We start from the raw sequence: 13,874 nt of genomic DNA on the forward strand, positions 1-13,874 counted from the left end.
AGGTCAAAATCACCTGAAAAATTCCCCCTCGCCTTTTAGGAGAGGGGGTAAGGGGGAGAGGTCAAAATCACCTGAAAAATTCCCCCTCGCCTTTTAGGAGAGGGGGTAAGGGGGAGAGGTCAAAATCACCTGAAAAATTCCCCCTCGCCTCACCTCCCCACCCGCCCCCAATTCTGGGGGGAAAACAATATTCAAAGTCCCCAAATTTTCGAGGGAAAACAATATTCAAAGTCCCCCATTATTGGGGGATTTAGGGGGCAAGGGGTTTAGGGGGCAAGGGGGAGAGGTCACAAATCTTAATATAAAATAAAAATGTAAGAGTGTTTACAGTTTAGCGGTAAACTAAAGCTTATTGGGTGATGGAGACACCGATAATGTATGCGACCGAACTTTTGGAACGATACACCAAAGGGGAACGAGATTTTGAAGGCGTGGAACTTGTAGGAGCCAGTTTAGATCGCCTAGATTTAAGTGATATCAACTTACAAAATGCCGACCTCACCGATGCCAATTTCAACGAAACCAAGTTGATGCGGGCGAATCTTTCCAATGCTAATTTAACCTCTGCTAATTTGCGGGGAGATTTGCGTCAGGCTATTCTTTCTTATGCCATATTAAATGAAGCAGATTTAGGACGGGCCAAGCTACACGGCGCCAATTTAACCGGGGCAAATTTAACCGGGGCAAATTTAACGGGAGCGAGTTTAAATCACGCCAATTTACAACAAGCAAACTTTCACAATGCCGATTTAGATGCGGCGAATTTAATCAGTGCAAATTTGCAGCAAGCGGATTTAAGTTCGGCGAGTTTGAGTTGGTATGATAAAGTTGTTGCTAATTTAAGTCGAGCCAATTTAACCGAGGCAAATTTATCGGAAGCCAATTTAACTGGTGCAAATTTATTAGAAACAAATTTAACCCGAGCGAACCTACAAAAAGCGAACTTACAAGATGCGAATTTAATTCGGACAATTCTAGTAGAAGCGGATTTATGTTTGGCAGAATTGAGCAACGCTCGACTCAAAGATGCCAATTTAGAAAGAGCAAAACTCCAACAAGCAAACCTGCAAGGCATTAATTTATCAAAATTAAATCTGGCGGGAGTAAATCTTAATCGGGCAAACCTGGAAAATGCACTGCTCAGAGAAACTTGTTTTGAGGGTGCAAACCTAAGAATTGTTAAGCTGAATCGAGCGAATTTGATTCGTGCTAATCTAAGTAGAGCGAGTTTAATTGGAGCGGATTTAACCGATGCGAACCTCTACGGTGCCACCCTAGAAAACGCCGAATTTCTAGGGGCTGTTATGCCCGATGGAGAAATCTATGAAATCGATAAAAACTTAATTCAACGGATGCAAATTCAACCCATGACACGCCAAATTATTCGTACAGATAAAGCCCCCGCCCCCGTCGGTCCCTACAATCAAGCAGTTATTGCCAATGGCACGGTGTTTGTAGCGGGTCAAATTTCGATAGATCCCTCAACAAATCAAATCGTTCATGTCGGAGATGTTGCCAAACAAACCGAACAAATTATGGCGAATTTAGAAGCGGTTTTAACTGCTGCGGGGGCGAGTTGGTCGGATGTGGTAAAAACAACAATTTTTCTGAAAGATATGAATGATTTTGGGGCGGTAAATAGCGTTTATGGGCGGTATTTTGAGACGGAAAATGCACCCGCTCGCGCTTGTGTGGAAGTGTCGCGTTTACCGAAGGATGTGTTAGTCGAAATTGATTGTATTGCGACGTTGAACAATCCTTCATAATTTCCAACAGAAATTCAAAATGTCCTGAACGACTCCCAACCCACCCGTAGAAGCAAAAAAGATCCTCTTTGGATAACGCTTTGTCATTGATGAGTAGGGGCGCTATTGCCATGCGCCTCTAAGAGTATTTTGACCTTTCAAATGTACGAACTTAATTCACAAATTCAGGAGTGAAACCCAATGAATACCCCGAAAATTTCCCCGACTTTTTCCCCCATTTTACGCAATATTGACCCCAACTGTAAACAAGATGCAATTGTTATTTACAGAAGCCAGCGTCCGCCCCAAGAAATTTCCTCTCGCGGCGAACAACGTATTCAAAAAATGGAAGTTCAAAGCCAAGAAAACAGCGATGTTGTTGCTAAAGTGGCGACCTCATATCAAAATGCTACGGGTCAGTCATTAAATGTTTCAAAAGTGGGTTCGGGTGCGTTACCTGTCGCTGCTGTTGAAGTCAGTCAAAATACCCTTCCCGCCCTCGCCGAACAACCGGAAGTTGTTGCAGTCATTCCGAACCAAAAAATCCGACTCATTAAACCCCAAAAAATCGACTATTCCGACTTAATAGCCCAAGAAGAAAAGCAAAAAATGACTTGGGGTTTGCAAGTTTTAGACATTCCTAAAATGTGGGAAACTAGCAAAGGAAAAGGGGTAAAAGTTGCCGTATTAGATACGGGGGTTTATAGCGATCATCCGGCGCTAAAAGGTCGGGTGAAAGACTTTATTATTGTAGACCACCCAAACGGACGAAGAATTACAGCGACACCACACTTTGATGCGGGAGAACATGGTACTCATGTTTGTGGTACCATTGCAGGTGGAAAAACCGATAAAGGCGTCTCAATTGGCGTCGCCCCGGAAGCGGATTTATTGGCGGGTGGTGTTTTAATTGGAAATGCCACCTTACAAACCTTAATTGAAGGCATGGCTTGGGCGATTGAAAAGGGCGCTAATATTATCAATATGTCTCTGGGTTTGACTTATTATGAACCCTTGTTTGCCGAAATTTTTGATATCATTCTCAACCAGTTTGACGTGTTACCTGTTGTCGCCATTGGGAACGAAAATCACGGGAATACCAGTTCACCCGGAAGCGCCTACAATGCGTTTTCAATTGGGGCGTTAGAAAAGTATTCTGATGATGAATTAGGTATTGCCTTTTTTAGTAGTGGGGCGAGTTTAGTTTTCCCTCAAGATTCGCCAAATAAATGGGTAACAAAACCCGATGTTGCAGCGCCCGGAACTCAGGTTTATTCTTGTATTCCTCCGGTTCAACAACCCGATGGAATTTATCAATATACCTACATGGATGGAACTTCAATGGCGACGCCTCACGTGGCTGGTGTTGTGGCGTTATTAATGTCAGCTTGTCCGAAAGCACCTTTGAGTAAAATTGTAGAAGTTCTCAAAGAAACTGCTTATCATCCCGGAGGCGAAGAAATGCGTCCCGATAACCGTTGGGGTTGGGGTCAAATTCAACCGGTAAAAGCGTTAGAAGCGCTGAAATAATCACCAGTGTAGGGGCGGGTTCGGAATAAATTTATCGGTCTTAGAAATAAGATTAATAAACCCGCCCAACCCCAAAAAATTGTTAACCGTAGGGGCGGGTTTTTACAGTCACCAGTCACCCTCCGGGTATCTCCTTCGGAGACGCTTCGCGAACGGCAGTTGCTTCTCGACGGAAACCGCCAAGTCAGCACTGCCTCACCAGTCACCAGTCACCAGTGTAGGGGCGGGTTCGGAATAAATTTCTGTCTCTTAGAAACAACATTAATAAACCCGCCCCGCCTGTTTTTTCCCCGAATAGATGTGTGTTAAAATCAGATAATATGCGTGTAGTTTCGTTGTTCTGGGGGGTGGGGCGGGTTGATCTAAATCTGGGAGTAGTCATCAAGATCTTGGCTGAACCCGCCCCTACAACGCTGATTGATTAATGGGATATAATATAACATTAATAAACCGGATTTTTACAGCCCCCAATGTAGGAGCGGGTTCAAAATTAATTTATCGGTCTTAGAAATAAGATTAATAAACTCGCCCCACCCCTACAGTTTTTTTATTCTATTCTATGATATTTCCTTTCCTTTGGTTGATTCAATTTCCCGAATTACCGAATACAATAACAGGTGAAATTTATGTCCTCAATTCTATGAAAATTAGTTCGGAGTTTGCGGCCCGGTTATCTCGTCGGAAACCAGAGGAAGTAATTAGAGTGATTGTTTTTTTTCAAACCGAGACTCAGGGAACCAAAAAAACTCCCCAGGAAATTCAACAAATTGCCGAAAATAAACTTGATAAAATCCGACCTATTTTGGTAAAATATAATGGAGAACTCATCGGCGAACGTCCGAATGTTTTGGGTTCGATAGCGATAAAAATTACCGTCGCCGGAGTTTACGCCCTCGCGGAGTCGTCCTCGGTGAAAATGATTGTCGAAGATCAAGGGATTTTTCCCCGTTAGTTGTTAAGGTTTCAATATATCTCTCGCCAAAATTGAAGAAATATGCCACAATAAACTTTACTATCTCAGGGCAAAGTTAAGGGTTATTGTCGAGCATCCATGTCAACTCCCCGCATCCATCCCGACACCATAGAAGAAGTCAAGCAGAGGGCGGATATCTACGATATCGTTTCAGAGCGAGTTGTCCTCAAACGTCAGGGGAAAGATTTTGCGGGGTTGTGTCCGTTTCACGAAGAAAAAAGCCCCAGTTTTACGGTGAGTACGAGCAAACAGATGTATTACTGTTTTGGCTGCGGGGCGGGTGGAAATGCGATAAAATTCTTGATGGAATTGGATAAATCTTCGTTTGCGGATGTGGTTTTAGATTTAGCCCGTCGCTATCAAGTTCCGGTGAAAACGGAGTCTCCCGAACAGCGTCAAGAGTTACAAGAAAAGCTGTCTCTGCGCGAACAACTTTATGAGATTTTAGCGATCGCAACGAGTTTTTATCAACACGCTTTAAATCAGTCTCAAGGTGTAGAAGCGTTGGAATATTTAACCGAAAAAAGGCGGTTAAGTACGGAAACAATTCAACAATTTCAACTCGGTTACGCCCCCAAAGGTTGGGAAATGCTTTACGATTATTTGGTCGAACAAAAGCATTTTTCGGTGCATTTAGTCGAACAGGCGGGGTTAATTTTACCTCGCAAAAAAGGGAATGGTTATTATGACCGGTTTCGCGATCGCTTGATGATTCCCATTCACGATATTCAGGGGCGAGTGATTGGGTTTGGCGGGAGAACGTTATCGGATGAACAGCCAAAGTATTTGAATTCTCCCGAGACAGAGTTATTTGATAAAGGCAAAACGTTATTTGGTTTAGACAAGGCAAAAACGGCAATTTCGCAACAGGATAAAGCGGTTGTTGTTGAGGGGTATTTTGATGTGATCGCCCTTCATGCTGCGGGAATTAATAATGTTGTGGCGGCGTTAGGAACGGCTTTGAGTTTGACTCAAGTTCGGCAACTTTTACGTTATACCGAATCCAAACAAATTATCCTGAATTTTGATGCGGATCAAGCGGGTACAAAAGCCGCAGAACGGGCGATAGGAGAAATTGAAACTTTAGCTTATCAGGGAAGGGTACAGCTGCGGATTTTGAATCTTCCAGAAGGCAAAGATGCCGATGAATTTTTATATAGTTCTTCGGCGGAAAATTACCAAAATTTGTTAGAAAATGCGCCGCTATGGATTGACTGGCAAATTAATCAAATGTTAGTCAATCGAGATTTAACCAAAGTGGTAGAAGCGCAAGAAATCGCGCAAAGTATGGTAAAATTGTTGCATAAAATTGAAAGTGAAGTTCAACGCAGTCAATATATTCAATCCTGTGCCGGAATTTTAAGCCAAGGGGAAGCCCGGTTAGTTCCGTTTTTGGTGAAAACCCTACAAAAGCAGCTTCAGAAGTTGCGAAGACGGGATGAGTTTAAAGCCGAAGAATCTTCTAATATTGAACTTCCGGTTTTAACCGAACGAAATTTATTAGAACAAGCCGAGGCGTTACTTTTGCGAATTTATTTGCATTGTTCCGAGTCTCGTCAGGCTGTTCTTGATGCGTTAGAAAGCGGAAATTTACAGTTTAGTTTTTCCCATCATCGCTTGCTGTGGCGACAAATTTTAGAAATAGAAGAAAACTCACCGAATGACATTGAATCAATTGATTTAGTTTCAAAATTACAAGATCATTTGTTAGAGTTTCCAGAAGATCAGCAACAAATCGATCATTTACTTTATTTAGATGATAAAGCAATGGCAAATTTGGGGCGGACGCCGTTGCAAATTCGGGCGGCGATCGCATCAATGGAGTTAGCTTTGTGTCGCAAGCGCCGCAGTTTAGCCTTGCATATGTGGCAAAATACAGATCGGAGTGAAAACCCCGAATTGTGGAAAATGTACCATGAGGAGTTTGTAGGGGCAAATCGACGCATTCAAGAGTTAGAACCCCAGCGCCATACCAATTTTCAAGACTTGGCGACGGTACCCGTCGGAGAAATCGAGAGATCGAGATTAGAAAAAGCTTATCATCAGCAACTTTGAGAAGTGTCACATCGAGAGCGATCGCCAACTCTAGACTCTGTGGTATGATTAACTTAAAAGGAGCAGAAAAACTGCGGTATTCAAGGGTTTATCTCATGTATCTAATTGTAGTATAATGTAATTTATTGGGGTGGAAAATAGGAGTAAAGAACATGATACAGCAATGTATAACGGGAACTATCAAGCGGATCTTTGGTCAATAAAAGAAAGAAACCCAGACCTTTGAGCCAGAATTTTAACGATGCTCCTAACCCTCGAAGTGTTAAACCTATTCTTAAAAATATCTCATATTTTCCTAGACTTCCGGAAGTAAACGGTCCGGTCTTGAAATATTGAGTGAGATTCGATTTTATTCAAATCTCACTGTAATGCTCGGAGAAAAATTCTCGCACTAGACAGAATTTTAAGTCCGCCTTCTACTCCCTTTTTATTTTTCAAAATAAAGTTGATTTGATTCGAGTCGGAGAAATCAGCTTCGGGAGTTAGGAGCGGATATTGAATGAAAACCTAAAATCAAAAAAAGGAGTTTATCATGTCGTACAAAAGCCTATTTTATTTGGGAATTACCACGTTATTAGCGGCGAGTTTGATGCCAACTCTAACCGCGAGAGCAACGACAAATTCAATACAAAATGATTATCGTTTACCATTACACTCAGTTGATTATCATCAACACAGTCGAGTTTATTTGGAAAAAAGTCAATCAATGAATTTAGTTTTTGCCAGTGAAGACACCAAATCCAGTGGAGTCCCCCAAGATTCATCTCGTCCCCCCAGAGGATAGACAGTCCGATCAATTTTTTGCTTCTCAATTTCCCAAAATTTTCCCAAAATTTTCTCGGAGCGGGTTTATATCGGTTGAAAGCGGGAAAATAGAGATTGAACGCAAAACCCACCAGAGTCGGAAGTTACTGATAACTAACAACTGAAAAAACTGGTCACTGTTTACTGGTCAGGTGATAACTGTATAAACCCGCCCTAAAAGTTTTAGATTAATTGGAATCAAACTTTTCACAAACAACCTTATCTTTTTGTTCGACCGTCGGATTGTATTTTAGATAGTTATTAAATTGATTGCAAATCTGTTGAAGCAAATCATCAATATTGTTAAAATTACTTTGATCTAACTTCCAGAAAATCACTCGATTAAGTTGATCCGTTGCGATCAACGTTTGATTATCGGGACTAAAATTCACGGAAAGCATTTGTGCAGAACCCACCCTCAAAGTTGAAATCAAATTGCCATAGCGATCCCACAGTTTAACAGTACCGTCGCCACTAGCAGAAGCGATAATTTCACCATTCGGACTAAAACTAACCTGATAAATTGCGCCCGTGTGTCCGCCAATTGTGGTTCGAGTATTTACCCTTTTCCAATTCTTACCTTGACCCGTCCAAAAATTAAAAGATCGATCCGTTGTCGCCGCTACAATTAGTTTTTCATCCCCATCAATCGGGCTAAAACTGACCGATGAAAATTTACTCCCATCACCGACGAGTTTCTGAACCATTTCACCGTCACGGTTCCAAAGAATAATCGTGTTATCATCACTCGCTGAAGCCAGTAGACCATCGGAACTAAAACTGAGATCGTTGATTCGTTTTTGATGTCCTTTGAGCGTATGTAAAAGTTGACCGTTATTATCCCAAAGTCTAACAATTCTATCTTCACTCGCCGTAGCAATTAAAGTCCCATCGCGGCTAAATTTGACCGTCCAAACGGGAGCATTATGAGGTAAATTTTTAATCACTTCACCCCGAAGATTCCAAAGTTTTACAGTGCGATCGCGACTGGCAGAAGCGATAATTTTTCCATCGGGACTAAAGCTAATATTATTAACAATACCATCATGATCTGTAAAAGTAAATTGCTTTGTTAAATTGTCAGGAAGCTGTTTTTCAATCCGGCGATCAATTTTCCATAAAATGACTTGATTTTTTGCACTGACCGAAGCAATAATTTCACCATCCGGGCTAAAAATTGGGCTGTAAATCTTTTGATTCGGTTGAAAAACTTGGGGAATACCATTGAGATTCCAGATTTTTACAGTGCTATCTCGGCTGGCAGAAACGAGCATTTGACTATCGGGAGTAAAACTGAGGTTATTGACGACATTTCGATGACCTCGAACCGTTGTTTTTAAGATACCTTCCCGGCTCCAAAACATAATTGTACCATTAAAATCGGCGCTGGCGATCCCTTCACCATCCGGGCTATAACTAACACTATAAACCGGATATTTATGTTCTTCTAAACTGTTTAAAAGTTCACCTTGACGATTCCAAAGTTTAACAGTTCCATCCCCACTTGCAGATGCGATAGTTTGACCATCGGGACTAAAAGCAAGACTCCAAATTTTCTGCTGATGGGCTTTAAAGCTGTTAAGACGTTCGCCTTTATCGTTCCAAAAGTTTAACGTTCCATTTTCTTCTGCGGAAACTATCCGTTCACCATCGGGGCTAAAAATAACACTAGAAACCGAGCTTTGATGTCCTTTTAAAGTCGTGATTAACGTTCCCTCAACCGTCCAAAGTTTAACAGTTTGATCGCGACTTGCGGACGCAATTTGCTGACCATCAGGACTAAAGCTAACCCATTGAACCACATTTTCATGTCCGGGAATTGTGCGGATAAAAGTTCCATCTCGTTTCCATAATTTAATGGTTTTATCTTCGCTCGCCGAAGCGATAATTTCACCATCCGGACTAAAAGTAATGTATAAAATTGGCTCTTTATGTCCTTCTATTGTTTGAACCAGTTCACCGGTTAATTTCCAAAGTTTAATTTTTTTATCCTCACCCGCAGAAGCAATGAGTTGACCATCCGGGCTGACACTAACTCCAATTTCACCGCTGAGATTTCCCTCTAATCGATTTCGTTCTTGGAGTAAATTCAAAACCGCCCAAAGTTTATGTAAGGTTTCTTGTTCTAAAGAAGATTCGGTAAAGCTTTCTCTTAAATATTTGGCTCCTCTTAAAATACTTAAAGAAGCTTCGATTTGATTATTATCAATTAAAAAAGCCGTATAGTTAAAATTTGCGGTTTCAATATTTTGATTTCTGAGTTGAGTTTTTTGCTGTCTGACGGTTAAGGTACTGAAAATCACGCTAGCCGAAAGGATAACCATTGCTAAACTTGCACTCAGCGATAGAATTAACTGGTTTTTCTTCCGTTTAATATTCGCTTGGGCTTCTTCGAGTCTTTGCTGAAGAACTTGATTCAGTTTGTCTTCGGCTTCCCGACGTTTTCTTCGTTCGTGTTCGAGTTGAGTGATAATTTCTGCACTGCGTTGTTGACGAATAAAAGAAACTAAATAATCGTGAACCAATTGATAACGTTCAACGGGAATTTCCGGCAACAAACAAACCAAACCCGAGGCGACAAATATTTCTAAAACGGTATCTAAATTGTGGATTTTTTGATCTAAGTAGTGGGCCAATTCTTTGAGTTCTCGCAGCAAATCCAACCGGGTTTTTAAGGGACGAGTGTTGTTTTCATCGGTGAGTAAATACAGCACCAATTCCGCCAATTGTTTATTTTCATAACCACATTCTGTAATAACTTCTTCTAAATATTGTTCCACCAGCTTTCGAGTTGGCCCCTCTCTTTGATATTGTTCTAAGGTGGTAATTTCCATCGCTTGCAGTTGGGCGCCGACGACTTGTAACTCAATGGGACGGACTTCATTTGATTCGTGGGCTAAATCTTTTACTAATTCATTAATTAAAGCCGTTTCTGGTATGATTTGAGTCGTTTCTGTTAAGGTTTTAATCACAGATTTGGCTTCATCTGGCGAAAAATTTCCGATATGATAGAGAATATTTTTATCCAGAACATTGTCATTAATCGCGTCAAAATATTTCAGACGATTTCCTTCGAGCAAATAATGTAAGTAGTCTTGTCTCAAAGAAAGAACAACTTTAATAAAAGGAGTATCCAAACAAAACTTGAGAAATTGATAAAACTGTTTTCTTTGCTCGGGTTCCTTACAAACAAAGAAAAATTCTTCAAATTGATCGAAAATTAGAACGATGAGTAAATTGTGCTTGAGGCTGTTTTGCAGTTCCGTTTGAATTTCATCCAGATTTTGATAACGATTCGGGTCAATTTTAATCGAAGTTAAAGAACTAAACGCTTCGCCTAAAGCATAACTTAAGGTTTGAATCCAATTTGTATAATATCGCTGTAAAACGGGTATAACTCGACGTTCTTCTACGAGAAGATTTTTGAGTTTAGGAATTAATCCTGCTTGAATAATCGAACTTTTTCCAACGCCCGAATGTCCGTGAATTACAATCAATTTTCGGTCGTTGAGGTAAATCCGTTTAATTAATTTTTCCAGATGTTTAACCCGTCCAGATGCGGCAATTTCTGGGTTAATTTTTTGATTTTTTTCGACCGAAGGTAAACCCGGATTTCTAATCGATTGACTGTGAACGAGACGACCCGCTCCAATAAAAGCTCTCAAGCCAAATTGTTGTTGAATCTCCCGCCGTTTTTGCTTGGTTTTAAAGGCTAATAAATATTCGCGACTGTCAAAGTATAGCTCGTGTAATTTATTTAAAATCTCAACATAAAGTTCGGGGTCGTATTCCGGTTTTGCTGTTTTTTGAGCCAGTTGTAAAGTCTGAATTCCCGGATAAATTTCACCCAATTGTTGTTGGGCTTTCCCCAAGCAAAATAAATACCAAGCTTGATGAAAGGACTTTTCCCAAGTTAAATAGGTGTCTTCTTCGTGTAAAATTTTGGTCAATCGTTCTTGGACTTCCTGCTCAAAAATACTCAGGGACTTTTCAGCTAACTTTTTGGCTTTTTTCCAATTTTCTTTTGCTAAAGCCACTTCAGCCAGAAAATGATAACCTCTCGCTTGTCGAAAAGGATGAGAATAAACTTTATGTAAACCCACCGCTTTTTTAGCAACGTCTTCCAGTTCATCCCAATGTTTGAGACGCTCTAAAACTAACCCCAACGCATTAATAAATTTTGAGACTAAATCAAGACGATTCGCCTGTTTAAATTGGTCGAGAGATTGCCGATAATAATTTTTCGCCGTTAAATAGGATTCTTCTCGTCCTGAATGATTTAAAAACCCATAACTGTGCCACCAAAAACCGAGGTAAAATAAAATATAACCCCAACGTTCTAAATTGTCGGTTTGTTCCCACAACGCCAAACTTTTCTCATAATATTTTAGGGCGATATCGGTTGAATTATCGGTAATGCGACCCAATACAAACTCTAAACTAGCCGCCAGTTCAATATCAAGCTGAATCTGACGTTTACAGATATCCTCTTGGGCGAGTTCGAGTTCATTTCGCAGGGGAGAACCTTTTTCTAACTTGAAGCTAGAATCTTCTAAAAAAATACTCGCCCCACTATCTGAAAGGGTCTGAAATACATCATCTGTTGTTTTCTGAATAAACTTCAAAAGTTCTTTTTTACTAATCACAAATTCAACCGTTGTCGCCCAACTGTGAAAATCGGGAACCAGCCGAATCATCATTTGTAACAGCCGGTCATCAATCCAGATAATCAACGGAAATTTAAACTGACTAAACTCCTCTCGGATTTGATTGGTCGCCTTGAGAACTTCTTCAATATTATTAACCGACTCCAAGCCAAAAATCATTAAAGCATTGGGTTTCTTGTCATCCAAACTTTTTTTTATCGTTGTATAAAGCGTTTTTGTTTCTATATCTAAAGTGATTTCTTCAATTTCTAACAAACATTTTTTTCGCAAAGTCCGCATCGCTTTATCGCGCAAAATTCGATAGTTGCAACAGGCAAAAACCAAAGAAAACTCATCCGAAAAATTATTAATAATTCGCAGTAACGTCTTTAAAGATCTCTGATTTTTACCGACCGTTTCATTATTATTCATATTTTCACCTCGATGAATTAATCTATCCTGATACCCGCCCAATATTTATCAATAATAATTATTGTATTAGAGTCAATTTCCCCCGGACAGAAGTCCAAATCCTCCCGTTTAACTTGTTGGGTTAAGATGAGAAAAAGAACAATCCTGATCTTGTTCGCAATCGGTTTATAACTTCTCCAATATACACCCTGAAATTTTCTTCTAACTTCAACCGATTAAGGAGTTTAGAAACAATCAGCAAAAAAGGAGAATCGTCTTTTCTTCCGACAACGATGCTACAAACAAATCTAGCCTTGCCTATCTATTCTAACTTGCGATCAATCCCAACTGCAACTCAACTCATTTGTCAATAGACACACCCGTTAAATTCCTGACTTTTCAAACAACTTCATCAAGTTCCTCAGTCATCACACGCCGCAGAATTTCAGTGACTTCAGCCGCAATTCTCGCATCGAGTAAGACAGATTCCTCATCAAAATTTTCCATATCTTCTATCGGAATAACACCCCGTAACGTCATCGCCACCGATCGCAATTTTGCCGAATTTCCGGTGGCTTTCGGTAAAGGATCGACAAACTGAACCAACGCCATATAAGTCGTTTCAATCGTTTGTCTTAACGAACTTGGCCCGTGACCCAACTTAGACAAAATCACCGGAAAACGAATCACATCTTCCAACCCCAACATCTCCAAACCCACATCAATAAATCTCGCCGTATCTTTACCCAAACCCCGAATAATCGGTTGAAGACTCTCCCAATTAATCCCCGGAAGTTGTAAACTCGGTTCCAAATAATAATGCCAACCAATCATCGAAATAATCCGAGTCAAATCATAAGCCGAAACCAAATTTTCGCCTTTTGGAGTCTCAGAAACCGCCTTCAAGAAAACCTCTTGTTTTTTTAAATCAAACAATTCTGGATTCAAAACCCAGGGATTTTCCCCATAATCCCCTTGAAATTGTAAGTCATAATTTCCGGTAATATTCTGCAACCACTTCTCTAACTTTTCTCGGGTTTCAAACCGTTTCAACATCGCCGACAACGCATTAGAACTGGCAATGTTTTTTTCATAGCTAACAATATCCTCAACAATCGCCTCAAAACCCGCCTTCATCGACTCATCTTCAGGATTTTGAATTTGCCAATTTTCCACCCCCGAATCGGGAAACTTAGAACGAACTTGACCCAAGACATTTAAAGCCGGTATAATCTTAGTAGAACTCCAAAACTGAGCATTTCTCAAGGGATTTTTACCCATCCATAACGTTTGGAATTCTTCCCCACGCCAACGAGCGATACAAAGACAAGCTTCGGTAATTTCTTCGTGCAGAAAGTCCAGTGCATCGAGATGAATGTCGGGAATCTGCCCCAGTTTAGGATAGGCATGAAACATCATAGATTTCTGCTTGAGATAGGTCGGATAATGTTCGATTTCATCTTGATAGGGAGAGTTTTCAATTCCCCGATCCAAAAAGGCTAAACGATTAGAATTCGCGTCTTGATTCAGTTCAGTTTGCAGCAGTTTATTAAAAACTTCGTCCCGGTTTATCGCCTGTTTCAGTAAGTTTTGATTCATGGTAATTTGGGCTTCAGCATCGGGGAAAATGCTGGATACTGTGGGTTGATTCTCTTGGGCAATGATTCAGTCTATACCGTTGCTTTGTACAAATCAATCGCCAGCCGACAA

Annotated in this window: 7 protein-coding genes; 5 read left to right on the plus strand and 2 right to left on the minus strand. The window is 40.6% G+C overall.

Annotated elements, in window-relative coordinates:
- Positions 1–374 precede the first annotated feature (374 nt).
- The 5 genes from ACL6C3_RS25660 to ACL6C3_RS25680 all read left to right on the plus strand — a co-directional run bounded on the left by ACL6C3_RS25660 (position 375) and on the right by ACL6C3_RS25680 (position 7,087).
- The gene (locus ACL6C3_RS25660) at positions 375–1,766 is read left to right on the plus strand and encodes a Rid family detoxifying hydrolase (protein ID WP_413162396.1); all 1,392 of its coding nucleotides are present in this window, start codon (positions 375–377) and stop codon (positions 1,764–1,766) included.
- A gap of 180 nt (positions 1,767–1,946) precedes the next feature.
- Positions 1,947–3,275 carry a S8 family serine peptidase gene (locus ACL6C3_RS25665; protein WP_413162397.1) on the plus strand — a complete coding sequence of 443 codons (1,329 nt, stop codon included), beginning with the start codon at positions 1,947–1,949 and terminating at the stop codon, positions 3,273–3,275.
- A gap of 559 nt (positions 3,276–3,834) precedes the next feature.
- Entirely contained in the window at positions 3,835–4,227 is a 393-nt protein-coding gene (locus tag ACL6C3_RS25670; RefSeq protein WP_413162399.1) for a hypothetical protein, read from the plus strand.
- Between the two features lie 99 nt (positions 4,228–4,326).
- A complete protein-coding gene (dnaG, locus tag ACL6C3_RS25675; RefSeq protein WP_413162400.1) occupies positions 4,327–6,303 on the plus strand; it encodes a DNA primase in 1,977 nt (658 codons plus the stop codon).
- A 532-nt stretch (positions 6,304–6,835) separates the two neighbouring features.
- Positions 6,836–7,087 carry a hypothetical protein gene (locus ACL6C3_RS25680; protein WP_413162401.1) on the plus strand — a complete coding sequence of 84 codons (252 nt, stop codon included), beginning with the start codon at positions 6,836–6,838 and terminating at the stop codon, positions 7,085–7,087.
- Between the two features lie 208 nt (positions 7,088–7,295).
- Here ACL6C3_RS25680 and ACL6C3_RS25685 read toward each other — a convergent pair whose 3' ends face one another.
- Both ACL6C3_RS25685 and ACL6C3_RS25690 read right to left on the minus strand, forming a co-directional pair.
- Positions 7,296–12,185, minus strand: coding sequence for a sugar-binding protein (locus tag ACL6C3_RS25685; protein ID WP_413162403.1), 4,890 nt, complete (start codon positions 12,183–12,185; stop codon positions 7,296–7,298).
- A gap of 378 nt (positions 12,186–12,563) precedes the next feature.
- Positions 12,564–13,763: a hypothetical protein gene (locus ACL6C3_RS25690; protein WP_413162405.1), complete on the minus strand. Its 1,200-nt coding sequence runs from the start codon at positions 13,761–13,763 to the stop codon at positions 12,564–12,566.
- Between the last annotated feature and the right edge of the window lie 111 nt (positions 13,764–13,874).

Origin of the sequence: Capilliphycus salinus ALCB114379, from assembly GCF_047276495.1 — a bacterium.
Lineage (GTDB): Bacteria > Cyanobacteriota > Cyanobacteriia > Cyanobacteriales > Microcoleaceae > Capilliphycus > Capilliphycus salinus.

Coding starts and splice junctions, on each gene's coding strand:
- ACL6C3_RS25660 (WP_413162396.1), top strand. CDS start 375: ATGTATGCGACCGAACTTTTGGAACGATACACCAAAGGGGAACGAGAT.
- ACL6C3_RS25665 (WP_413162397.1), top strand. CDS start 1,947: ATGAATACCCCGAAAATTTCCCCGACTTTTTCCCCCATTTTACGCAAT.
- ACL6C3_RS25670 (WP_413162399.1), top strand. CDS start 3,835: ATGATATTTCCTTTCCTTTGGTTGATTCAATTTCCCGAATTACCGAAT.
- dnaG (WP_413162400.1), top strand. CDS start 4,327: ATGTCAACTCCCCGCATCCATCCCGACACCATAGAAGAAGTCAAGCAG.
- ACL6C3_RS25680 (WP_413162401.1), top strand. CDS start 6,836: ATGTCGTACAAAAGCCTATTTTATTTGGGAATTACCACGTTATTAGCG.
- ACL6C3_RS25685 (WP_413162403.1), bottom strand. CDS start 12,185: ATGAATAATAATGAAACGGTCGGTAAAAATCAGAGATCTTTAAAGACG.
- ACL6C3_RS25690 (WP_413162405.1), bottom strand. CDS start 13,763: ATGAATCAAAACTTACTGAAACAGGCGATAAACCGGGACGAAGTTTTT.